This window comes from Micromonospora sp. NPDC005205 (assembly GCF_040608275.1).
Classification (GTDB): Bacteria; Actinomycetota; Actinomycetes; order Mycobacteriales; family Micromonosporaceae; genus Micromonospora.
This window is the reverse complement of sequence record NZ_JBEXHV010000031.1, coordinates 17790-41520: the sequence shown is the minus strand read 5'-3', so window position 1 is coordinate 41520 and position 23731 is coordinate 17790. Positions and strand designations below refer to the sequence as shown.

General features: G+C 71.0%; 16 protein-coding genes and 1 riboswitch. Of the genes, 10 read left to right on the top strand and 6 right to left on the bottom strand.

Features of this window, described 5'->3' with window-relative positions; genetic code table 11:
• Positions 1-15 precede the first annotated feature (15 nt).
• Positions 16-1023, bottom strand: coding sequence for an ABC transporter permease (locus tag ABZU43_RS32025; RefSeq protein WP_091406814.1), 1008 nt, complete (start codon positions 1021-1023; stop codon positions 16-18).
• Between the two features lie 320 nt (positions 1024-1343).
• Positions 1344-2222, bottom strand: a complete 879-nt coding sequence (locus tag ABZU43_RS32020; protein WP_355010106.1) for an amidohydrolase family protein — start codon at positions 2220-2222, stop codon at positions 1344-1346.
• 265 nt (positions 2223-2487) lie between these two features.
• Positions 2488-2643: riboswitch (cobalamin riboswitch) on the top strand.
• 34 nt (positions 2644-2677) lie between these two features.
• Between ABZU43_RS32020 and ABZU43_RS32015 the strand changes: the two genes are divergently transcribed.
• Genes ABZU43_RS32015 through ABZU43_RS32005 form a run of 3 tightly spaced genes read left to right on the top strand, consistent with a single transcriptional unit; the run spans position 2678 to position 4223 of the window.
• Entirely contained in the window at positions 2678-2881 is a 204-nt protein-coding gene (locus ABZU43_RS32015; protein ID WP_355010105.1) for a CbtB-domain containing protein, read from the top strand.
• The gene (locus ABZU43_RS32010) at positions 2872-3642 is read left to right on the top strand and encodes a CbtA family protein (protein WP_355010104.1); all 771 of its coding nucleotides are present in this window, start codon (positions 2872-2874) and stop codon (positions 3640-3642) included. The genes ABZU43_RS32015 and ABZU43_RS32010 overlap by 10 nt, the downstream gene beginning before the upstream one ends.
• Complete coding sequence (locus ABZU43_RS32005; RefSeq protein ID WP_355010103.1) at positions 3639-4223, top strand: histidine phosphatase family protein; 585 nt, start codon at positions 3639-3641, stop codon at positions 4221-4223. The genes ABZU43_RS32010 and ABZU43_RS32005 overlap by 4 nt, the downstream gene beginning before the upstream one ends.
• An 80-nt stretch (positions 4224-4303) precedes the next feature.
• Here the strand turns inward: ABZU43_RS32005 and ABZU43_RS32000 are convergent, their stop codons facing one another.
• The gene (locus tag ABZU43_RS32000; protein WP_355010102.1) at positions 4304-5806 is read right to left on the bottom strand and encodes an MFS transporter; all 1503 of its coding nucleotides are present in this window, start codon (positions 5804-5806) and stop codon (positions 4304-4306) included.
• A gap of 213 nt (positions 5807-6019) precedes the next feature.
• Here ABZU43_RS32000 and ABZU43_RS31995 point away from each other — a divergent pair, with 213 nt between their 5' ends.
• Positions 6020-6652, top strand: coding sequence for a TetR family transcriptional regulator (locus tag ABZU43_RS31995; protein ID WP_355010101.1), 633 nt, complete (start codon positions 6020-6022; stop codon positions 6650-6652).
• Between the two features lie 65 nt (positions 6653-6717).
• On the opposite strand, the gene ABZU43_RS31990 is transcribed toward ABZU43_RS31995, so the two are convergent.
• The 3 genes from ABZU43_RS31990 to ABZU43_RS31980 all read right to left on the bottom strand — a co-directional run bounded on the left by ABZU43_RS31990 (position 6718) and on the right by ABZU43_RS31980 (position 14438).
• Complete coding sequence (locus ABZU43_RS31990) at positions 6718-7377, bottom strand: phosphotransferase (protein WP_355010100.1); 660 nt, start codon at positions 7375-7377, stop codon at positions 6718-6720.
• Positions 7378-7469: 92 nt separating this feature from the next.
• A complete protein-coding gene (locus ABZU43_RS31985) occupies positions 7470-13085 on the bottom strand; it encodes a GH92 family glycosyl hydrolase (protein ID WP_355010099.1) in 5616 nt (1871 codons plus the stop codon).
• 273 nt (positions 13086-13358) lie between these two features.
• On the bottom strand, positions 13359-14438 hold the full coding sequence (locus tag ABZU43_RS31980) for a glycoside hydrolase family 19 protein (RefSeq protein ID WP_355010098.1): 1080 nt from the start codon (positions 14436-14438) through the stop codon (positions 13359-13361).
• 426 nt (positions 14439-14864) lie between these two features.
• Here ABZU43_RS31980 and ABZU43_RS31975 point away from each other — a divergent pair, with 426 nt between their 5' ends.
• The 6 genes from ABZU43_RS31975 to ABZU43_RS31950 all read left to right on the top strand — a co-directional run bounded on the left by ABZU43_RS31975 (position 14865) and on the right by ABZU43_RS31950 (position 23566).
• Positions 14865-15896, top strand: coding sequence for a polysaccharide deacetylase family protein (locus ABZU43_RS31975; protein ID WP_355010097.1), 1032 nt, complete (start codon positions 14865-14867; stop codon positions 15894-15896).
• A 90-nt stretch (positions 15897-15986) separates the two neighbouring features.
• Positions 15987-16946 (top strand): acetamidase/formamidase family protein, encoded by a 960-nt coding sequence (locus ABZU43_RS31970; protein WP_355010096.1) that lies wholly within the window; start codon positions 15987-15989, stop codon positions 16944-16946.
• Between the two features lie 62 nt (positions 16947-17008).
• Entirely contained in the window at positions 17009-18427 is a 1419-nt protein-coding gene (locus tag ABZU43_RS31965; RefSeq protein WP_355010095.1) for a PQQ-binding-like beta-propeller repeat protein, read from the top strand.
• 74 nt (positions 18428-18501) lie between these two features.
• Entirely contained in the window at positions 18502-19605 is a 1104-nt protein-coding gene (locus tag ABZU43_RS31960; protein ID WP_355010094.1) for a DUF559 domain-containing protein, read from the top strand.
• The gene (locus tag ABZU43_RS31955) at positions 19602-20315 is read left to right on the top strand and encodes a hypothetical protein (RefSeq protein WP_355010093.1); all 714 of its coding nucleotides are present in this window, start codon (positions 19602-19604) and stop codon (positions 20313-20315) included. Before ABZU43_RS31960 ends, ABZU43_RS31955 begins: the two co-directional genes overlap by 4 nt.
• Entirely contained in the window at positions 20312-23566 is a 3255-nt protein-coding gene (locus tag ABZU43_RS31950) for a DUF87 domain-containing protein (protein ID WP_355010092.1), read from the top strand. Before ABZU43_RS31955 ends, ABZU43_RS31950 begins: the two co-directional genes overlap by 4 nt.
• The last annotated feature ends 165 nt before the right edge of the window (positions 23567-23731 follow it).

Sequence of the window (23731 nt, the reverse complement as noted above, 5' to 3'; positions counted from 1 at the left end):
TCTCGGAATGGCATGTCAACCCCGTGATTCCAGCCGCCGGCGGCGGTACTGGTCGAAGTAGACGGCGGCCCAGATGATCACGCCGACGATCACCTGCTGGTAGTGGATGCTGATGTCGAGCAGGACGGCGCCGTTGCGGACCAGGGCGATGAGGAACGCGCCGATGATGGTCCCGACGATCCGGCCCTGCCCGCCGAACAGGCTGGCTCCGCCGATGACGGCGGCGGCGATGACGTCGAGTTCCAGTGAGATCCCGTAGTTGGGCTGGCCGGAGTTGACCCGGGAGGCGGCGATCATGCCGCCCAGCCCGACCAGCACGCCGGCCAGCACGTACACCCCGGTCAGGTGCCGCCCGACCCGGATACCGGAGCGGCGGGCCGCCTCCAAATTGGAGCCCATGGCGTAGGTGTACTGACCGAAGCGGGTCTGGGAGAGCAGGAAGGCGACCCCGACGGCGACCAGGACGGTGATCACCACGGCGAACGGAATGCCGAGGATCTGCCCGTTGCCGAGCAGTTGGAAGGACCGGGGAAGGCCGTAGACGCCGACCGCACCGGTGATGATGAAGACCAGGCCTCGGCCCACGGACATGGTCCCCAACGTCGCGATGAACGGCGGAATCCGGGCCACCGTTACCAGCAGCCCGTTCAGCAGCCCGGCCAGCGCGCCCACGCCGATCGCGACCGCCGTCGCCGCCCAGAGCGAGAAGCCGAGGTCGCGCACGACCATCGCGCCCAACACGCCGGCGAGCGCGGCGACCGACCCCACGGACAGGTCGATGCCCTTCGTGATGATGACCATCGTCTGGGCGGTGGCGATGATGGCGATCACCGCCGTCTGGGCCCCGATGTTGAAGAGGTTGTCCGCAGTCAGGAAGTAGGGACTCGCGAAGGTCAAGGCGATGAACAGGACGACCAACGCGGTCGCGGCGGTGAACTCGGAGACGGCGTGGGAGATCCGTTCCCGGAACCAGTCGCTGAGTTCGCCGCGCTGTGTGCCGGCGGTTGCCTCGGCGCTACTCATCGTCGGACCTGACCTCCTCAAGCGTGGCGCCGGCGTCCGACGGGGACCCGCCGACGAGCCGAACGTCTGTGAGCGACCGACCCCGCTCGGCCGGCGGTGCGGCGAGGTGCCCGCACAACCTTGGAGATAGGTCGGATGTTTCCCGCGATCAGGCGTTACCTTGCCACGCATTCACGTATGTTGCCAAGGTCTTGCGGGCATGTTTTGCCATCGTTACCTGTGCCATCGAAGCCATACGTCTGACCAAATCGACACCGACTGCCACCGCCAGCATGTTATCGATAACATGCTATGTCCCCAGGCCGAAAGGCGCTGCAGTCTCAGGACGGGGCCAGCTGGTAGACACGGCCGGCGGTCCGGCGCCAGATCGCGGCCCGCTCGTCGTCGGACAGCGGGTCCAGCAGGTCACCGAGGACGGCGACCCAGCGGTTGTACGAAGTGGCGAGCAGGCACACCGGCCAGTCCGAGCCGAACATCAGCCGATCCGGCCCGAACACGTCGAGGGCGTGCTCGACCGCGGGCCGCAGGTCGGCCGCGGTCCAGGACCCACCATCCACTTCGGTCACCAGGCCGGAGAGCTTCGCCGTGGTGTTGGACTCGGCCGCGAGCGCCCGCAGGTCGCGCTGCCAGTCGCCGAGATCGGCGCGTCCGAGCGGGGGCTTGCCGAGGTGGTCCAGGACGAACCGCACCTGGGGCAGGTCGCGGACGAGCCGGACGGCCGCCGGCAGCTGACGGTGGCGCACCAGGAGGTCGAAGGCGAGACCCGCGGCACCGACCGCGGCGATGCCGCGCCGCACCTCGGGGCGATCGAGATAGGTCGGGTCGGGTTCGGACTGGACCAGGTGCCGGATCCCGACCAGCCGTTCGCCGCCGCGCGCCCCGCGTAGTCGGGCGAGGCGACGGTCGACATCGGCCGCGGTGAGGTCGACCCAGCCGACGACCCCGGCGACGAGCGGGTCGTCGGCCGCGATGCCGAGCAACTCGGGCGTCTCCGACCGAACGGCGACGGACTGGACGACCACGGTCTGGGTGACCCCGGCGGCCCGGGTCGCCGGGGCGAGCTCGACCGGTGTGAAGTCGTCGTCGATCGCGGCCATGGTGTGCGGATCGATCCAGGGCTGTGGGTGCCGCGCCCGGACCCAGAGGTGATGGTGCGCGTCGACGATGCCCGCTCGTCGCGCGACCTCGCCGGTCGTCACCGGACCCGTCCCTGGCGCGTTCTCGTCCACAGCACACCCCGCCCCGCCGCTGATCGAACCCTCCGGGTCAACCCGGAGCCACGGAGCCGATCTGGCAGATTGACCATGTTAGCGGTAACAGCCTGTTGTCGAGTCCCGAACGCGCACCACGACCGGCCTCCGGCAGTGTCGCCTTTTGGTCTGACGAATCCACCCGGCACCTGCGGCTGGTCCGCCTCGTCGACGCGCCGGTGCACTGACGCGTCCGGGGCACGGGTCCGGGTTGACCGCCTGAGGCGGCACCGATACCGTCGACGCACTATCTGCGGCGACGCGAGGGAAGCCGGTGTGAATCCGGCGCGGTCGCGCCACTGTGAGCGGTTCCCCAATCACCATCGGGGTCCGCGAGCCAGGACGCTCGGTCGTCCGCAGCCTTGCGATGGGGACGCGTCATCCCTGGGGAGGTTCGTGTATTCATGTCTAGCTCCGCTACCAGCCAGCCGGTGGTGCACCCCGCTGGCAGTGCCCGTCTCTTGTGGACTGCTCTGGCGACCGTTGCCGCGCTCGCCCTGCTGACGTATCTCGTCGCCTTCGACCAGGGGGCGGTGTCGCGCAGTGGGATGTACCTGCACGAGCTGATGCACGACGGCCGGCACCTGCTGGGCGTCCCGTGCCACTGACCACCACCAGCACTCCCCCGTTCCTCGCCGTCCTCGTCCGCGGGCTGCTGGCCGGCCTGATCGCCGGCCTGCTCGCCGGGGCGTTCGCGTACGTCGCCGGCGAACCGCACGTCGAGGCGGCCATCGCCATCGAGGAGGCGGCGACGCACGCCGAGCCTGCCGTTGGTGCGCACGATCACGAGGACGCCCTGGTCAGCCGGACGGGTCAGCGGGGCGGCCTCTTCCTGGCCACCGCCCTGTTCGGGGCCGCGATGGGTGGCCTGCTGGCCACGGCGTACGTCCTGCTGGCCCGGCGGCGGCGCGGCGACGACGACGGGCGGTGGGGTCTGCTGCTGGCCGGCGCGGCGCTGGTCGGTGCGGTGATCGTGCCGTTCCTCAAGTACCCGGCGAACCCACCGGCGGTCGGCGACCCGGCCACCATCAACCAACGGACCGTCACCTACCTGTTGATGGTGGTGCTCGGGCTGGTGGCCGTGTGGGCCGGCTCGCTGGGCTACCGGTCGGTCGGTGCCCACGCGCCGACGTGGCTTCGCGCCGCCGCGGCCGTGGGCGGCTTTCTCCTGGTCACGGCAGTGTCGTACGTGGTGATGCCCTCCTTCCAGGAGGTTCCGGCGGACTTCCCGGCGACCCTGTTGTGGAGTTTCCGGTTGGCCTCGCTCGGCACCCAGGTCGTGCTCTGGACCGGCATCGGCCTGCTGTTCGCGGCCCTGATGCACCACGAGCGGCGTCGCCGGGCCGGCACCGCGCTGCCGAGCACGTGACCGGCACCAGCCTTCGGCTGGTCGCCCACGCTCACACCGCCGCGCTGCGCCGGGCCCGCTTCGGCGGTGCCGGCGACGGCCTGGACGAGGGTGGCCTGCGTGCCACGCTCGCCCAGGCCCACGCGGGTGCGGACCGGCGTTGGCCCCTCGGGGAGAACGCCACCTGCCTGTCCAGCCCCGCGGTGGCCGCCCGACAGACCGCCGACGCCTTCGGCCTGCTGCCGACGGTCGAGACCGCGTTGGCCGACTGTGACTACGGGGACTGGTCCGGGCGATCGCTTGAGGAGGTCGCTGAATCGCAGCCGCAGGCACTGCACGACTGGTTGTCCGCCCCGGACTGCGCGCCGCACGGCGGTGAGTCCGTCACGGCGGTGCGGGATCGGGTCGGCAGCTGGCTGGACGCGCAGCACCGGGCCGGTGGACGAGTCATCGCGGTCACCCACCCACTGGTGATCCGGGTCGCGGTGGTGCACGCCCTCGGCCTTCCGATGGCGACGTACCGGCAGGTGGACGTCGAGCCGTTGGCTGTCGTCCGGCTCACCAGCCAGGGTGCGCGCTGGCACCTTCGACTGGGCGGATAGCGAGCAGGTCGAGGTCACACCGAACGGCGTAGGCCGTGCCCACTCCTGGTGGGCACGGCCTGCGCCTGTGCGCCGCTTGCTCAGTGCTGCCGAATGGGCAGGTGCAGCTCGACCGGCTCGGGCGGGAGGTCGTCGACACCGGCGGCAAGGGCCTGCTCGTGGCGGCGGCGCGCTGAGGGCAGGGCGAGTGCCGCGAAGACGGCCAGGACCGCGACGCCCGCGCACACCCAGAAGCCGGCGGTGAACGCCGTGTCGGTGGGTAGCCCCTGTGGGGTGCTGTTCGAGGTGATGACGGCCGCCACGACCGCCGCGCCGATGCTGCTGCCGATGGTGCGGGCGATGGTGTTGACGCCGCTCGCCTCGCCGGTCTGCCCGGCCGGGACGCTCTCGATGATGGCGTTGGACATCGCCGCGAACGCCAGGCCGATGCCGGCGCCGGTGAGCACCCCGGAGAGCAGAACCTGCCAGGTCGCGCCGTGCCCGAGCGCCGGCAGCACGAACGCGACGACGACCGCGACCGTGCCGAGGAACATCGGCACCTTGGGGCCGAAGCGACGGTCCAGCAGACCCGCGAGGGGGCCGAAGACCACCATCATCAGGACGGTGGGCAGCAGGAAGAGGCCCGCCTGGGACACCGTCTTGCCGAACCCGTACCCGGTGGCCGCGGGGAGTTGCAGCAGGGTCGGTACCAGCACGAACGTCCCGAACATCGCGAAACCGAGGATCAGGGCGACGAGGTCGGTGGCCCAGACACCGCGGATCCGCATCAGGCGCATGTCGATGAGGGGCTCGCGTACCCGCAGCTCGACCCGGACGAACACCACCATCGCGACCACGCCGAGCAGGAACAGGCCGATGGTCTTCGACTCGGTCCAGCCCCAGCCCTGCCCCTTGCTCACGGCCAGCAGCAACGAGACCAGCGACACCGAGAGGATGGCCGCGCCGAGCATGTCGAGCCGTCCGGGCGTGCGGACCCGCGACTCGGGCATCCCGAAGATGGTTCCGAGCAGCGCGACGACGACGAGGACCAGTGGCAGCCAGAACAGCCAGTGCCACGACAGGTGCTCCACGATCGGGCCCGCGGCCACGATGCCGACACCGGCGCCGACCCCGAAGATCGCCGACAGCAGGCCGACGGTGACGCCGACCTTCTCCCGGGGCAGTTGGTCGCGGACGATGCCGATCGAGAGCGGCAGGATCGCTCCGGCGGCTCCCTGTAGCGCCCGCGCGACGATCAGCACGGTCAGGTTGGGGGCCAGAGCGGCGAGCAGTGTGCCCGCGGCGAGGGCCGCGAGGACGCCGATGAGGACCCGGCGCTTGCCGACCATGTCACCGAGACGTCCGAGGATGGGCGTCAACACCGAGGCGGCCAACAGGTACGCAGTGAGCACCCAGCTGATGTCTCCGGTCGAGACGCCCAGGTCCCTTCCGATGGTCGACAGCGCGGGCGCGACCAGCGACTGGAGCACCGCGAACGCCAGGCCGCCCAGCGACAGGTACAGCACCAGGAGGCTGCTGTTGGCGCGCGGGGCGGCGCCGGACGCGGAGTCGAGGTTCGTCGACTCCTCGATGGTGTGGGTCATGAGATCCCCGAACTAGATGTAAACGTTTGCTGACTTAGCCAGTATCCGCAGCCCGGGACTCATGTCAACAGTCGTTTACGTCACCTTCGGGTCGTACCGGACCTTGCAGTCGACAGAAAGTCAACATATGTTTACTTACCGGCCCGAATCGAGCAGCGGATGGGCGGACGGCAACCCACCGACTCCGCGCCAGAGCGACAGGAAGGACGCGTCGTGACAGCAGAACCGCCTGTCCCCGCGACCAGCAACACCGCCGGCGAACCGGCCCAGCGTCGCCGTCGGGACGCGGCCGAGACCCGGCAGTTGCTGCTCGACGCCGCCCGCCAACGCTTCGCCCGGGACGGCTACGCGGCCACCACCGTCCGGGACATCGCCGACGACGCGGGCGTCAACGTGGCGCTCATCAGCCGCTACTTCACTTCCAAAGGAGGCCTGTTCGAGGCGTGCCTGCGTGCCGCTGGCGACGAACTGGGCCGAACCTACGGTCAGACGCCCGCCGGCCGGGTGCCCGAAGCCATCGCCCGGCACATCGCCGGCCTCGGCGCGGCCGGCCTGTCGAGCCAGCTCGCACTGCTGTTGCGGTCGTCCGGGGACGCGGAGGCCGACGAGATCCGGCGTGGCGTGCTGGTCCGTTCCAGCGAACAACTGGCAGCGGCTCGCGGGTGGCGTCCCGGCGATCCGGACAGCCAACAGCTCCTGCTCCACGCCCAGATGGCCCTCGCCGCCGGCATCGGAGTCGCGGTGCTGCGGTCGTCGATCCGGCTGGAACCGCTGAGTTCAGCCACCGAGCATGACCTGGTCGGGCCGCTGCGCGACCTGGTCGACGCGCTGCTGCCACCGCACTGAGCGCTGGCCGAGAGGCCGATCACGGGACCCGGCGCGCGCCGTTCGGGCTGCCAGCGCACGGACGATCAGCCGACGCGGGTATGGACCAGGGCGGCGGCGCGGCCCAGGGCGGACTTCTCGACCGCGGAGAGCGCGGGGTCGACCCGGCGCAGACCCACGGCATGTCGTAGTTGGCTGACCCGGGGTGCTTCGGCGCGTTGCTGAAAGGCGTCGAGGCCGTCCCGGGCAAGATCGGCGAGCTGCGGGTCCGGGCTGACCGCCACCTCGGCGAGAATGAGAGCGGTCATGGCCACGTCCAGGTCGGCTGGGCCCTCGGTCGCGTTACGCCAATCGATGAGCACCGGCCCGCGCGAGGTCACCATGACGTTCTGTGGATGCAGGTCGAGGTGCAGGACGCGGTCCGCCGGATCGGCGCTGAAGCGGGCCGGCAGGCTGTGGAGGCGGTCGTGCAGGCCCACCAGTAGGTCGGCGGCCGCGCCGATGCCGGTGCGCCCGGCGAGCATCGACGCCAGGAGAGTCTCGCCGTCGAGTCGTTCGAGCACCAGGTCGGGCCCCTGGGCGTCGTACACCACGGGCACCGGGTAGCCGGCGGCAGCGACGTACGCCATCAACGCCGCCTCAGGCTCGCTGTCCCCGCCCTGGCGGTAGCGGCGCAGCACCCGCGACTCGTCGAGCACGTAGACGTCGGCGTCGCGGCCCGAGGCGAGCAGCGCGTGATCGTCCATGGCAGACGACGCTAACAGTGTGTTGCGCGACAGGCGCGTGGGGCGGGCCGTGATCACGGCCCGCCCCACGCTGCGTTGTCCCCGGCTCGGTGCTAGCCGGTGACGGTGAACGGTCGGGACACCGTGGTGGCCGACGTGGCGCCGTTCAGCGTGACGCTGGTCGCGCCCGCCTTCGCCGCGCCAGGAACGCTGACTGTCGCGCCGGAGATGACGCCGTCACCGTTCGCGCGCACTGTGCTGACCGCCAGTCCGGTCCCGAAGGCGATCGTGACCACCTCGTTCGGCGCGTACCCGGAACCGTCGACCATGATCGACGTGCCGCGCGGGCCCGAAGTGGTCAACAGCGAAACCCGCGGCTGGTAGGTCCGCGCCTGCGGCTCCCCGGTCACCTGGACGGTGGCCGTGGCCGGCGTACGCGAGGACGCGCCCGTCGCGGTGACGGCGTACCGGCCGGGTTGCGCGTCACCGGAGGTCGGCACCGAGGCGCGGACCGTTCCCGTCGCGGAGGCCGCGACCTTCAACGTCCGGCCCGGGTCGGTGCCGACGTTGACGGTCACCTGCTCACCGGCGGCGAACCCGCTGCCGGTGACGGTGATCGCGCCGCCGGTGGTGACGGCGCCGGACGCGGACAGCGTGATCGCCGGCTGCGATCCGCCCCGAGCCACGGTCACGGTGAAGGATCCGGTGCTGCTCGACAGCGTGTCCCACGCGGTGACGCGCACCGTGTAGGTGCCCTCCCGTGCGTAGGTGTGCTGGCCGCTCATCGCACCCGACGCGCCGATCGTCACATCGTCCGGAACCGTGCCGTCACCCCACTGGACGCGGGCGCGGTATCCCGTCGTACCGGGAACGCCGCCGGTCACCGCACCGAGGTTCGCCGCGAGGGCCTGGCCGGCGGTGGCCGTCTGGCTCTTCGGGGCGGCGGTCGTCAGCGCCGGGGCGGGCGTGCCGTCGTTGGCCACGGCGAACACGTGGATCCGACCCGCCGAGCGAGGGTCACCGGTCTGCGTCGGCAGGGTCACCGACACCAGCGTCCTGCCCGCCGGAATCTGGTACGGCGCGGTGGCGAAGAGGAACGGCTGGGCGCCGTCGCGGTTCGTGCCCTGCAACCGGTACGCCGTCCGGGTGACGATGATGTTGCCGTAGGACGGGGTGCCGTTGGCGTTGCCGCCCAGCGTCCAGTCGCTCAACTGGATCGGAATGCTGGCCGTGCTGCCGTCGCTGAACGTCGCCGTGCCGGTGGTGCTCTGGTTGCCCTGCGTTCCGGCGCCGATGAACGAGATGCTCTTCGCGTCCTCCGGAAGGTCGAGGACGACGCTCGCCCCGTTGCCGGTGGCGTTGTCCGGCTGCCCGGCCGGGATCACCGGCAGGGTGAACCGCAGCGCGGTTCCGGGAACCTGCTGCGGCTGGCCCTGGGTGGCACCACCCGCCGCCAGGGCGGCCCGGGAGTAGGCCCAGGACTTGGCGTCACAGTCCGCGGCCAGTGCCCCTTCGTCGCCGACGCAGACGCTGTCGAAGGCGGCGGTGAGACCGGAGGCCGGGGCGTACGCCACCTCGACGCCGACCGTCGTGGAGCTCTGAGTCTCGCCGTCGGTCACCGTCACGTTCGCCTGGTGGTAGCCGGGCGTGGTGTAGGTGTGCGACCCACCGATGCGGTAGACGGCCCGCGAGTTCAACGTCACGGTGCCCTCGGTGGCCGGCGTGCCGTCACCCCAGTCGATGGTGGCCTGGTAGCCGCCGGCGTCGCCGCCGGTGACGGTGGCCAGCGGGACCGAGACGGGTACGCCGGTGGTCGCGTGAACGCCGTCCGCCGCGGTGACGGTGATGTCGCCGCCCCCGAGGTCGAGGTCACCGCCGGCGAGCAGCTCAACCTCGGCGAGGGTGGTCTGCGCGGCACCGACGGTCTTCGTGACGGCGAGGCGGAACTGCGCGAACCGTCCCGGCTTGTCGATCGAGTACGGGCGGGTCTGGTTGCGCCACGGGAACACCTGACCGTTGCGGGAGTCCACTGTGGTCCAGGTGAGGCCGTCGTTGGAGCCCTGCAGACGCCAGTCCGCCGGGTCGCCGGCAGCGGCCCCGGACGTGAGCGTGTAGTACTTCGGCTTCTGCTTGGCACCACGGAAGGCCCAGGTGATCTGCGGGGTCGCCGAGGCGAAGGTCAGCTGCGTGGTCGACGAGTCGTCAAACAGCTTCGACGCGTCCTGACCGCCGGTCGCGGTCGCGGTGCCGAGACCGGGGCCGGTGACGTCCTGCAACGGCTTGGGCGCCTCGTCACCCTTGGTGAGCGACGGCGGGGCGTCGTTCTTGCCACTGCCCCACGACGACGGCTTGGATCCCATCTGGAAGTCGATGGTGCCGCCCTTGGCGAGCGTCGCGACATCCACCGACAGGCCGCGCTGCTTCCTGCCGTTGACCGAGACGCCCTGCACGTAGACGTTCGCCGCGCTGTTGTTCGGCGCGTTCACGACGATGTCGCCGCTGCTGCGGCGCACGGTCATCCTGGTGAACTGCGGCGAGCCGATCGCCCACTCGGACGACCCGGCCTGCAACGGGTAGATGCCCAGCGAGCTGAGGATGTACCACGACGACATCTCGCCGTTGTCCTCGTCGCCCAGGTAGCCCTGGCCGATCTCACTGCCGACGTAGAGTCGCCGCAGGATCTCCCGCACCGTCTCCTGGGTCCTGGCGGGTGCGCCGGCGACGTTGTACATGTACGGGATGTGGTGCGACGGCTGGTTGCTCATGCCGAGCTGACCCATCCGCACCGCGCGCGCTTCGAGCATCTCGTGGATGACGCCGCCGTACCCACCGGGGCGGTCGGCGTTCTCCGGAGTCGCGAAGAACGCGTCGAGCTTGTCCCGCAGCGCCTTCTGCCCGCCGTACAGGTTGATCAGGCCCTGGCCGTCCTGCTGGGCGGTGAACGCGAAGTTCCACCCGTTGGTCTCGGTGTAGACGCCACCCCAGTCCAGCGGGTCACCGGCGAGGAAGTTGCCGGCGGCGTCGCGGCCCTGGAAGAGCTTCGTCTTCGGGTCGAAGAGGTGGACGTAGTTGCGGGCCCGCTCCAGGAAGTACCGCGACTCCTCCTTGAGCCGGGCACGTTCCGACTTCGGCGTGGCCGGGTCCTTGGCGAGCGCCGCGCCCATGTTGCCGATGCCGAAGTCGTTGATGTAGCCCTCCAGCGCCCAGGACACCGACTCCCCGGTGGACGTCGGCGTGTAGCCGAGGAACAGGGAGCTCTCGATGCCCTTGCGTCCGACCGCGCTGCGCCCGGACGCGACGGTCGCGTCCTTGACGGCCGCGTCGTACGCGGCGAGCGGGTCGGGCAGCTTGACCCCGGTGAGGTACGCCTGAGCCAGTGCCACGTTCGCGCTGGTGCCGGTCATCAGGTCGGCGTAGCCGGGGGACGACCAGCGGGCGATCCAGCCGCCGTCGCGGTAGTGCTGGACGAACCCGTCGGAGATCCTGGTGGCGACGTCCGGGTACAGCAGCGCGTAGGCGGGCCACACGGTGCGGTAGGTGTCCCAGAAGCCGTTGTTGACGTAGATCTGCCCGTCGACGATCTTCGCGCCCGTCCGGGTGGGGGTCGACGCGCCGGTCGGCGCCGAGACCGGGCTCGCGTACTGCCAGCGCGGCGCGGCGGCGGTGCCGGTGTTCTCCGACTGGGAGTTCGGGTAGAGGTTCAGCCGGTACAGGTTCGAGTACATGGTGACGAGCTGCGCCTCGGTGGCGCCCCGCACCTCGACCCGGCCGAGCCGGTCCTTCCAGGTGGCCGTCGCGGCGGCGTGGATCTGGTCGAAGCTCTTGCCGGTGACCTCAAGGTCGAGGTTGCGGCGGGCCTGGTCGACGGAGAGGAACGACGTGGCGAGGCGCATCGTCACCTCCCGCGACCCGGAGATGTCGAAGGTGGCCGAGGTCGCGGCGGACGCCGTCGGCGCCCGGTCGAAGGTGCCGGAGACGAACATCCGGCTCCGACCGGCCGACAGGCCGCTGCCGTTGTCGACCCAACCGGTGAACGTGCCGTCCGCGCCGATGGTGAACGTGCCGTTGTGGAAGACGAGGCTTCCGGTCGGCTGCCCGGTGGGGAAGGTGAACCGCATGATTCCGGCGTGGTCGGTGGGCGACATCTCCGCGATCAGGCCGTTCTGGAGCGTGACCCGGTAGAGGTCCGGCTGTGCCGTCTCGTTGTCGTGGGTGAAGGCGAGCGCACGACTGGCCGGCTGACCGGTGAGCGACCCGCCACCGACGACCGGCATGACCGACATCTGGTTGCGGTCACCCATCCAGGGGCTGGGCTCGTGGGAGATCGCGAGGCCCTGGAGCATGGGCAGGTTGGCCTCGTTGTTCTTCCGGTGGTACTCGTACTCCCACGAGTCGGAGGTCGCGTCGGTCACCGGGGTGAAGAAGTTGAACCCGTTCGGTACGGCGGTGATCGGCAGGTTGTTGCCGCGCGAGAAACCACCCGTCGAGTTGGTGCCCCGTCGGGTGTCGACGTAGTTGGTGAGCTTCGAGCCGTCGATCGACGCCGGCGTGGCCGTCAGCTCGATGTCGTCGAGCCAACCCTGGAACCGGGTCTCGCCGGTGGCCTGCGGGTTGTCGTACGCGAGCAGGATGCGGTCGATCGTCTTGCCGCGTGCGACGGTGCCCAGGTCGGCCTGCACCAGGTTCCACTGGTCGGCGAAGAGCACCTTCGAGGCGCCCTGACCTGCGCCCGTGAGCGGGTAGCCGTGCTGGTCGGCGGCCGAGCGACCACTCAGGTAACTGCCGTCGGTGAAGTGCAGGTCGACGGCGGTGTAGGTGGACGGGTACCGGCCGTCCCCGCCGGTGAACTCGGGGAAGATCTTGTACGACAGTCGGGTCTTCGGCCCGACCGGGATGCTGACGTCGAAGAGCTTGTTGGTCGCGTACGACCGGCCGTTGCCCTCGGCGCCGCCGGAGTAGCGCAGCGCGGCCAGTCCGGTGAACCCGACGTCCGGCTTCGTGGTGTAGCCGCCGTTCGGGCCGGCGGTCGCCTCGCTGACCATGGGGGTGGCCGGCGGGCGGACGTCCGAGCCGTCGCTGATGTTCCAGTCGGCGAGCTGCACGAGCGAGTCACCGGAGTTCGCGGTGACGTTGAGCCGGTAGAAGCCGTAGGCGTCCGGGTTGGTGAAGCTGTACGTGTTGGTGGCGAAGCGTCCGCTGAACTTCTCGCCGGCGCGCTTGTCCAGGTCGGTCCAGGTGCTGCCGTCGTTCGACCCCTGGACGACGAAGTCCTTCGGGTCGCGGGTCGGCGCGTCGTTGGCAGCGGTCAGCGAGTAACGCCGCACTGTCGCCGGCTTGGCGAGCTGGTAGGTCACCCAGCCGCTGGACGCGAACACGAGCCACTTCGTCGACGGGTCGTCGTCGGCGAGGTTCGCGGCGACCTCGCGCGGCTTGTTCTCGTCGCTCGCGGTCACGGCGCTGACCTGGCCGAGCAGGCTGCCCGGCAGGGTGGCGACCTTGCCGCTGAGGTTGGCCTGCACGGGCCTTCCGTTGGGGCCGACCTCGACGGTGCTGGTGGCGGGCTGCGGGTCGGCGGACTCGAACGAGGAGGTGAAGTTGCCGGGGGTGGCGGGGGTGGGGGCGGCGTTCGCCGGGGGCGTGGCGACGAGCAGACCCAGGGGTAGCAGGGCTGTTGTCGTCGCCGCGATCAGGCGGCGCGAGAGTGGACGCGCAAGGGGGGTGTGCGACATGAGGGACGGAGCCTTTCGACTCGAACCGGGTCGAGTTCGTCGAACGTCTGGGCAGTGTGGAGCGGGTGGTGGGCCGAGCCCTGACATCGTTGTCATGAGAGTGCGTGAGCAACGGGAGTCGGGCCTGTGGACTGCCGCTGATAGTTCCGGGCGCAACACGGCCGTGTCAACGGGTTGGCCGCGCCGAAACGGCAGCTGCCCGCACCGGGCCCGGCCGCCGACGTGCCGGGCCTCGACGCCGTCGGATGACGTACGCCGAGGCCCGGGCACGGATCAGCAGTAGAGGTTGGCTCCGGCGGACACGCCGAGGATGCCGACGAACTGCTGGTACCTGGTGACGCGGCTCTGCACCTGGGCGGGGTTTCCGCCGTTGCACTCGATCGAGCCGTTGATGCTGCGGATGGTCTGACCGAACCCGGCGCCGTTGACCATCGCATTGTGGGCGGTCATGGTGCCCGGCCCGTTCTGGGTCATCCAGTACCAGATACCGGTCTTCCAGGCCACCGCGGCGTCGGTCTGCACCAGCCACGGGTTGGTCAGCAGCGGCAGGTTGAGCGCGTTGCCGGCGGCGTTGTAGTTGAAGTTCCAACTCAGCTGGATCGGCCCCCGCCCGTAGTAGGCGGCCTGCCCGGCGGGACACCCGTAGGGCTGGCCGGGGTCGCAGTAGTGCGGGTAGTTGGCGGTGTTCTGCTCGACGATGTGCACGAGCCCGCCGGTCTCGTGGTAGACGTTCGCCAGGAAGGCCGCTGCCTCCTGCCGCTGGACGCTGGCACTGCCGCTCTTCGCGAACGCCGGGTAGGCGCTGAGCGCGGCGATGAGACCGGAGTAGGTGTAGAAGGAGTTGCGACCCGGGAACATCTGGTTGAACTGGGCCTCGGTGACCACGAAGCCCCCCGGATTGGTGGGCGGCGGGGTGGTCGGTGGTTGACCACCACAGGTGTACGGCTCCCAGTACCAGGTGCTGACAACGGGGTCGTACCCGGGATTGTCGTGCTCGGCGATGTAGTAGAGGCCGTTGGTGTACCGCACTATCGCCCCGGTGGCGTACCACGTCCCGGCGGCCCAGTTCGGGTAGGCGCAGGTCCCCCCGGTGGGTGGCGTGGTGCCGCCTCCGCACGCGCCGAGGTCCTCCCAGACGCCGGTCGTGCCCGGCGGGGCCTCGTTCTGGGTCCACCACTTCGCCCGGTAGTTGCGGCCGTTGTGGGAGACCTGCGCGTCTCCCCAGTAGACGGCCGAGGCCTGCCACGACGCTGAGCAGGCCGCCGCTGACGCGGCGGTGGCCGGGATGATCGCGACCAGTCCGCCGGCGACGATCAGCGCCGCCAGCGCGACCAGCGCGCGGAGTCTTGTCATGTGGTTGCTCCTTCCTCGGGCCCCAGTGGCCGAGATCCGAGCCGGATATCGACGCAAGTGACTCTAACATCATCTGTTCACAGTCTTTACTAATTCATCGCCCTCGGACGACGGCAACTCCGTGGCCGGCCGCCGATACTTCCGATGAATTTCCGGATCATGCATCTCTCCACTGCTGCGGTTGACGTCGATCGACTCCCCGGCAGATCAACCTCAGCGCAGTCACAACTGGCCACGCCAGGTGCATGCCCCGCGAGCCGCCCTGACCTGTTCCGGATTGATTCCGGAACTTGTTGACGTGTTCGAATTCTCGCTGTAATACTCCGATCCACTGAGGTCGATACGACAGCAGGCTGCGATCCACCCACCACCACACCTGTCCGGACTGCGCCGTCCGCCGTCCGGGCCTGCGAGAAGGGGCACCAGATGAGCAGACTCCTCCCCCGCACGGCCCTGTGGTCGAGGCGGTTGCGCGCGGCGCTCGCCGTCCTCGCCACCGCGGTCGCCATGTGCGGCGTCGTCCTCGCCGCCACCTCGACCCCGTCGAGCGCCGCCACCTGCAACGGCTACGTCGGCCTCACCTTCGACGACGGCCCGACCGGCAGCACCAGCGCGCTGCTCAACGTGCTGCGCAACAACGGCGTACGGGCCACGATGTTCAACGTCGGGCAGAACGTCCAGAACAACAGGTCGGCCGCACAGGCACAGGTGGCCGCCGGCATGTGGGTCGCCAACCACAGCTGGAACCACGCCCACATGACGTCGATGAGCCAGTCCCAGATGCAGTCGGACCTGTCCCAGACCAGCTCGGCGATCCAGTCGGCGACCGGCAGCCGGCCGGTGCTGTTCCGGCCGCCGTACGGCGAGACCAACTCCACCCTGCAGTCGGTGGCGTCGTCACTGGGCATGCGCCAGGTGATCTGGGACGTGGACTCGCAGGACTGGAACGGCGCCAGCGTCAGCCAGATCGTGTCCAACGCGAGTCGACTCCAGGCCGGTCAGGTCATCCTGATGCACGACGGGATCCAGAACACCCGCGACGCCATCCCCCAGATCATGGCCAACCTGACCAGCCGCAACCTGTGCCCCGGCATGATCTCGCCGTCCACCGGCCGCGCGGTCGCGCCCGACGGCACGACCCCGCCGACCACCCCGCCGCCGACCACCCCGCCGCCCTCCGGCGGCACCTGCACAGCGACCGCCACGACCCCCAACGTCTGGGGCGACAGGTACAACACGTCGGTGACGGTCAGCGGCGCCAGCACGTGGACCGTGGTCGTGGCCATCACCTCGCCGCAGCGGATCTCCACCGTCTGGAACGGCACGGCCACCTGGGACAGCAGCGGGACGGTCATGACCATGCGGTCCAACGGCAGTGGCAACACCTTCGGCTTCACCACGATGACCAACGGCAACAGCAGCGCCCGCCCACAGATCCGCTCCTGCACCTCGGGTTGACATCGCCCGGGTTGAGTCGTGCGCGGTGGGTGCGCCCGGCACCCACCGCGCACCTGCCTGCTCGCCGCACGTGGCCACTAGCCTGCACAGATGCGACACACCCTCACCCCGGGGAATGAGAGCCTGCACGGCCATTTCTCCCCCGATCTCCCGCCCGTGCTCACCATCGATCCCGGCGACACCGTCACCTGTCGCACCCTGGACTGCTGGTGGTCCGCCGGCCCGTACCCCGGCGGGCCGAACCGGGACCGGCCCCGGGTGCCCCAGCACCGCCCCGATTACGGACACGCGTTGATCGGTCCGGTCGCGGTCCGCGGTGCGCGCGCTGGTCAGACCCTCGCGGTACGCATCGACGCGGTCGTCCCGGGCAACTGGGGAACCACAGTGGCCGGCGGCTGGCCGAGCGAGTTCAACAGGCACTACGGCGTGCAGGATCACCAGGTGGTGCACGCCTGGACGCTGGACCCGGTGACGATGACCGGTCGCAACCAGCACGGGCACACGGTTCCGCTGCGACCCTTCATGGGAGTGCTCGGCATGCCGCCCGCTGAGCCGGGGCTGCACTCGACGACCCCACCGCGCCCGTGGGGCGGCAATCTGGACTGCCGGGACCTCACTGCCGGCACCACCCTGCTGCTGCCGATCCCGGTGGACGACGCGCTCTTCTCCGTCGGGGACGGGCACGCCGTACAGGGTGACGGCGAGGTCGGCGGCACCGCGATCGAGTGTCCGATGGACGAGGTGACGGTGATCATCGACGTACGCGACGACTTCCCGGTCACCGGCCCGGTGGCCCGTACCCCCGACGCGTGGCTGACCATGGGCGTCGGCGCCACCCTCGACGACGCCACGTTCACCGCCCTGGACTCGATGCTGACCCTGATGCAGCGACTGCACGGCCTCAGCCGCCCGGACGCGGTGGCGCTGGCCAGCATCGCCGTCGACGTGCGGGTGACGCAGATCGTCAACCAGAGCGTCGGCGCGCACGCGGTGCTCCGCGACGACGCGCTGCGCTGGCCGGACGCCGGTTCTGTCGGGGGGCGTCGTTAACGTGTGGTCACTGTCGCCGCGCCGGCCGGATCGCGCCGCTCGCTGACCCTCGGAGGCCCCCCATGTCCCAGGAGACGACCTACCTCGAACTGTCCGAAGTGGACGGTGCACACAAGTTCTACGAGGTCATCGTCGACAACGCCACGCTGACGGTGCGCTACGGCCGGATCGGCGACCATGGGCAGGTCAAGGCGAGCGCCTATCCGGACAACGCCCGGGCCCGGGCCGCCGCGGCGAAGAAGATCGGGGAGAAGGTCCGCAAGGGCTACGCGCCGGCGGTCCCCGGCGTCCGCCAGAAGCGCACCGTGTCGCGGCGGCAGATCGTCAGCACCCGCTCCACCGCCCACACCGCCCCGGTGCTCTGGCGCTACGACTCCGGCGCCCCCGCCTTCGGCATCTTCGTCGACGGGCAGCACTGCATGGTCGGCAACGAGCACGGAGTCATCACCACGCTCGACCACAACGCCCAGGTGCGCGGCCAGGTCCGCCTCCCCGACGGGGTCAAGTGCATCGTCGCCGACGACGCCTGGATCTACGCCGGCTGCGACGACGGCAACGTCTACGACCTGTCCGGCAAGGTGCCCCGCGTGGCGTACGCGATCGCCCCGGAGATCGACATCTACTGGTTGGACATCCACGACGGCGTCCTCGGCGTCTCCGACGCCGACGGCGGGATCACCGCCGTCGACCACGAGGACGAGTTCCTGTGGCGTCGCCCCGGTCGCGGGCGTTCGGCGTGGATGGTGCGGTGCGACGACGATGCCATCTACCACGGCCACTCGCGGGGCGTGACCGGCTACGAGTGGCGTACCGGCAGCGAACTGTGGCACACCACCACCGGTTCGGTGCTCTTCGGCTGGCAGGAGCACGGCAGCGTGTTCGCCGGGACGGGCACCCGCGAGGTGGTGCGGCTGTCCAAGTCGGGGAAGCTCGAACGCACCTACCGCTGCGACGCCCCGGTCTTCTCCTGCGCCACCGCCGAGGGCGGCGAGTACGTCTTCGCCGGTGACAGCCAGTCCTCGATCTACTGCTTCGACGCGGCGGGCACCCGACTGTGGAAGCTCGGCACCGGCTGCGGCTCGGCGTACTCCATGCAGTATCACGACGACCGGCTCTACGTCGTCACCACCGGCGGCCATCTGGCCTGCATCGACGCGAGCGAGCCGGCGATCCGCGCCGCGCAGGCCGGAAACGTGCCCGAGGTACGCGACATCAAGGCCCCCCGCCAGGCGCCCCAGCCGGTGCAACCGACCATCGTCGAGGTGACCAGCGACTCGGGCGCGGGCGTGGTCGTGCAGTGCCGTGACGATCGGGGGCGGCTGCGGGTTCAGGTGCTCTCCGACGGCTACCGGCGCGACTGGTCGGTGCAGTTCCCCAAGGGGATTCGTGAGCCGGGCGCCCGCTATCTGGTGACCGAGGTGCGCGAGTCCAGCCGCGGTGGCTACTACCGCGCGTACGGCGACATCCGCCGGCTGCGCTGAGCGGCGGGCGCGGCCGGGGCCCCTCGCCACCGAGGGGTCCCCGGCCGCACCCGTCGCTGTCGTAGGGTGCCGCCATGGCACACCCCGTCCGGGCCGACGGCGACGCCAGCAGGGCCTGGTGGGCTGCCCCGCCGACGGGGCGGGTCAGTCACCTGCCGGGCATCGACCCGGAACTGCTGCGGGTGGCACTCGACCCGTTACCCCCGGCAGCCCCCGCGATGGTGCACTACCGGCCCACTGTGACGGGTTCTCTCGGTGACCTCGTGGACACTCTGCTCGACCAACTGGACACCGCAGCCCTCGCGATGTTCCCCCGCTGGCTGACGGGGGCCGACCATCTCGACAGCGAGGGCACGCTCGGTGTGGCGGCGGTGCGGGCACTCGCGGCCCGTACCGCCGCCCGCTCCCGGCACTTCGGCCCGTTCCTGGCCGACCTCGCCGAGCGAGGGCTGCGCGGGCCGCGCCGCCCCGCCGGCCGGTCCCGCTTCGCCCCGGGGGTACGCGCCGCCGGGCTCGCCCGGGTGATCTCCGACGCGTACGACCGGGAGAGCTGTGTGCTGGTCGTGGCCCTGCCCGACCTGGACGCCGACGCCGAGCGGACGCTGGTGGCCGCCGCTGAGTGGCTCGTGCGGCACGGTGGCTTCACCGTGTGGTTGGCCGGCGGGCCGCTGCGTCACGCCGACCGGGTGCGCGCGGTGCCGATGCCGGTGCCGGCGCGGTTCACCGGTCTCGCCGGCACTACCGAACGGCTCCCGGCCACCGCCGCCGAGCCGGCGTCGACGGTGCTGGCCTGGCCCCCGATCGCCGGCGTACCCCGTGGTGACAGCCCTGCCGAACAGGCGTTGGAACGCGCGCTCGCGCCGCACGACTGGGCGCGGGGCCGCCGGTGGAACCAGACCTTCGAGTGGCACGTGCTGGCCGCGGCGTACCGTCTGGATCTGTTTTGGCCCACGGAGGGTCTTGCGGTCGAGGTGGACGGCCCGGAGCATCGTGGGCGAATCGCTTTCGCCAACGACCGGCGGAGAGACGTGCAGCTGCAACTCCTCGGGCTGGACGTGCTCCGCTTCACCAACGAGCAGGTGCTCACCGACGCGCCGGCGGTGGTCGACGGAATCCGTCGGCTGCTGGCCCGGCGACGCGCGGGCGGCACGCACCCCCACGGAGATGAGACATCATGACGAGCCCGGCGGACGTCCCGCACCTGACGCCGAACCAGATCAACGCCCTCGTGGTGCTGATGGTCGAGGCACGCCGACTCACCAACGTCGAGCTGAAGGAGCTGGCCGGTTTCACACTGACCGGCAAGGACAACACGAAGCTCGTCGACCTGGGCCTGGTCGACACCGATCGGACGCACCGGCCGTTCGCCCACGAGCTGACCGAGCAGGGCTGGCGGGTGGCACGTCAGCTGCACACCGCCGCGCCGCCGAAGGCGGGTGGCTCGACGACCCGGTCCCTGTTCGTAGTCCTGTCCAACCTGCACCGTTCGCTGGACCGGCTCCGGGTCAGCCACGGCGACTTCTTCAAGCAGACCGGGGCAACGGCCGCCCTCAGCGAGCCGCGGCCCGAAGCACCGGCACCCACCGTGACAGCGGCGACAGCACCGGCGGCACCGGTGTCCGCGGCGCAGGTGGAGGCACTGGTCCGCTCGGCGTACCGGGACCTGGCCACCGCGCCGGGCGCGTGGGTCGGCCTCGCCGACGTCCGCGACCGACTCGCCGACACCGACCGGGCCGCCCTCGACGCGGCGTTGCGGGCGATGGTGGGCCGGGAGGACGTCCGCATCATCCCGGTGGCGAACACCAAGTCACTGACCGCACGGGACAGGGCTGCGGCCGTGCGCATCGGGAACGAGGACAACCACGCCCTGGCGATCGGCCCGGCATGATCTCGGAGGACCATCGGGCCGCGCTGGACGCGGTCAGTCTCAACCCGGCGGTCACCCCGGACGACGTCTGGCGACCCAGCCCACACAACGTGCCGGAGCTGCACGAGAAGGTGGCCGCGGAGATCCTGCGCGGGGTGGCGCGGGCCCGCACCGACGACACGAGCATGCCGCTCGGCGTGGCCATGCAGGGCCGCGCGGGTGCCGGCAAGACGCACCTGCTCGGGGCGGTCCGCGAGCGGATCCAGGGCGACGGCGGCTACTTCTTCCTGGTCGACATGGTCAGTGGCAAGACGTTCTGGGAGAGCGTGGCCCTGGCCCTGGTGGAGGGGATGGGCCGCCCCCACGTCGGCTGGGGCACCCAGTTGAAGACCTTCCTGCGTCGACTCACCCCCCAGCTCGGCCTGCCGGTGGAGGTGCGGGACGCGGTCGCCGGCACCCGACCGGTGACCCGTGCGCACCTCGACACCTTCATCTGGGCGCTGCGCGAGCGCGATCGGGAGGTCGGGCGGGACGCGCAGGACACCGCTCGGGCGCTCGTCCTGCACGGTGCCATCGACTTCGAGGCACAGGACGTCGGTTACGCCCACCTGATCTCCGAACCGGGTGACCCGGCCGCACGCACGGCGTGGGGACTGAGCGCCGCGATCCGCACCCCCCAGCAGGTCGTGCAGGACATCTCCCGACTGATGGCCCTGACCCTGGACCCCACTGTCATCGCCGTGGACCAGCTCGACACGCTGTTCGCCCAGACCAGCACCTCACTGCTCAACCAGCATCAGGGTCTGGAGGACGGCCAGGCCAAGGTGCTCGGCCCGATCGCCGACGGCCTGCTCAAGCTCCGCGACATCACCCGCCGCACGCTGGTCGTCGTCTCGTGCCTGCCGGACACCTGGGTGCTGATGACCCGCACCGCGCCCACCCCGGTCGCTGACCGCTTCCGTACGGCGCACCTGCCGGACCGGATCCCCACCCCGGAGATCGGGCAGGCCATCGTGGCGAAACGCCTCGCCGCCGCCTACGCGGGAATGTACTTCGGGCCACCGCACCCCACCTGGCCGATCGCCCCCGCCGCCTTCGCCGACGCACCCACCCTGACGCCACGCGCCCTGCTCCGCCGGGTGGACCGCCACATCGCCTGGTGCCGTGATCGCGACGACGTGGTCGAGCTGGATCGGCTCATCGACGGCGCCGACTCGACGCCGACCGTCAGCACCGCCCGTGGCGTCTCCGCCGATCCGACGACGGACGAGCGCCGCCTGCACGAGTTGGACGCGCGGTTCGCCGAACTGGTCGAGGCCGCGGACGTGCCGGCCGCGGTCGACCCGACGGGCGAGGACGAACACATGCCGCCGCTGCTCGCCGCCGGCCTCGCCGCCTGGATCGCCGAGCAGGCGCCGACCGGGGCCACCTACAAGTACGATCCGCCGCCCGGCCGTAAGCCCGCGCTGCACGGGCGGCTCATCGAGGTGCTCGACGAGGCCACCGAGAACGAGGCGCACTGGTGCTTCCGGGCCATCGCGCACCCCAATGCCATCGCCGTCACCGCCCGGGTCAAGGCCGCCTGCACCCTCGCCGGGCTGGACCGGGACCTGCCACAACGGCGGCTGATCCTGCTGCGCAACGGTCCGTGGCCGACCGGGAAGCGTACGACCGAGGTGTTGACCGGCTTCGACGCGGCCGGCGGCCTGCGGTGCGCCGTGTCGGAGGCGGACCTGCGGGTCTTCGCGGCCCTGCGGGTGATGGCGGCCGAACCGTCCACGGCCCTGCAGGAGTGGCTGGTGGCCCGCCGTCCGGCCAGCGGCACCGAACTGTTCCGCGCGGTCCTGCCCGGGCCCGACGGGACGCGCGGCGGTGCCCAGCCGCCGACGCCCGACGACGAGCCACCGTCCGGTGGTCCCGAATCCGACCCGTCGCAGGTGTCGGAAGCCGACGCTCCCGCCGATGTGTCGACCGGTGCGGCGGCCGATCCCGTGCCCGCTGACCAGGCCGACCTCGTGGTCGGCGAGGGCGGTCGGGCGGTCGGGCTGGGCCGGACCGTCGACGGCGCTCACCCCTTCACGGTTCCCCTGGAGTCGCTGCGTCGCCACGCCGTCGTGTTCGCCGGGTCCGGCTCGGGCAAGACGGTGCTGATCCGCCGGCTGGTCGAGGAGTGCGCCCGCGAGGGGGTCTCCGCGATCGTGCTCGACCCCAACAACGACCTGGCCCGGCTCGGCGACCCGTGGCCCGACCCGCCGGCCGGCTGGGGCCCCGGCGACGCCGAACGCGCCGCCGACTACCTCGCACACACCGAGGTGGTGGTGTGGACGCCCCGGGTCACCGCCGGTCGGCCGCTGAGCTTCCAGCCGCTGCCCGACTTCACCTCCCTGCGGGACTGGCCCGACGAGTTCGACCAGGCCGTCCGCTCCGCCGTGGAGGCGCTCGCGCCACGGGCGGGCGTGGACCGCTCCGGCCGGCTCGCCCAGCAGGGCAAGGCAGTGCTCACCGAGGCACTCCAGGCGTACGCGCGGAGCGGGATGGTCGGCCTGCCCGGCTTCACCGAGTTCCTCACCGATCTGCCCGAGGGGGTCAGTCGGCTGGCCCGCGCCGGGAAGCTCGCCGAGGAGTTGGCCGAGGCGCTCAAGGCGGCGATGGTCACCGATCCGCTCTTCGGCGGGGTCGGCGCGCCGGCCGACCCGGGGCTGCTGCTGACGCCGTCGGCGGGGCGGCGGGCCCGGGTTTCGGTGATCAGCTTCGTCGGCCTCACCTCCGACCAGGAGCGGCAGAGCTTCGTCAACCAGTTGCAGATGGCGCTCTTCGCGTGGATCAAGCGGCACCCCGCCGGTGACCGGCCGCTGGGCGGGCTGTTCGTGATGGACGAGGCGCAGACGCTCGCGCCCTCGACCGGCACCACCGCCTGCACCGCCAGCTCGATCGCGCTGGCCTCGCAGGCCCGCAAGTACGGCCTCGGGCTGGTCTTCGCCACCCAGGCGCCCAAGGGTCTGCACAACCAGATCTCCGGCAACGCGACGACGCAGTTCTTCGGGCTGCTCAACGCGCCAGCGCAGATCGACGCGGCCCGCCAGCTCGCCGAGGCCAAGGGCGGGCGGCTGCCGGACATCGGCCTGCTCAACAGCGGCGAGTTCTACGCCGCCGGGGAGGGGTTCTCGTTCGTGAAGGTCCGTACCCCGTTGTGCCTGACGCACCACCCGAAGGCGCCGTTGACACCCGAGGAGGTCGTCGCCCGTGCCCGCCCGGCCGGCGTCGACGGTTGACCCACCCCGTCTGGTCAACCTGACGCCATGATCTTCTGCCGGGCGTTCGGCGACATCCGCCGCCTGCGGTGAGCGGCGATGCACGGCAGCGGGGGCAGGCGGCAAACGACGATGCTGCCGCGTTGGGTGTGCCGGGGGGACGGCTGCTGCGCTGCCCCCGGCCAC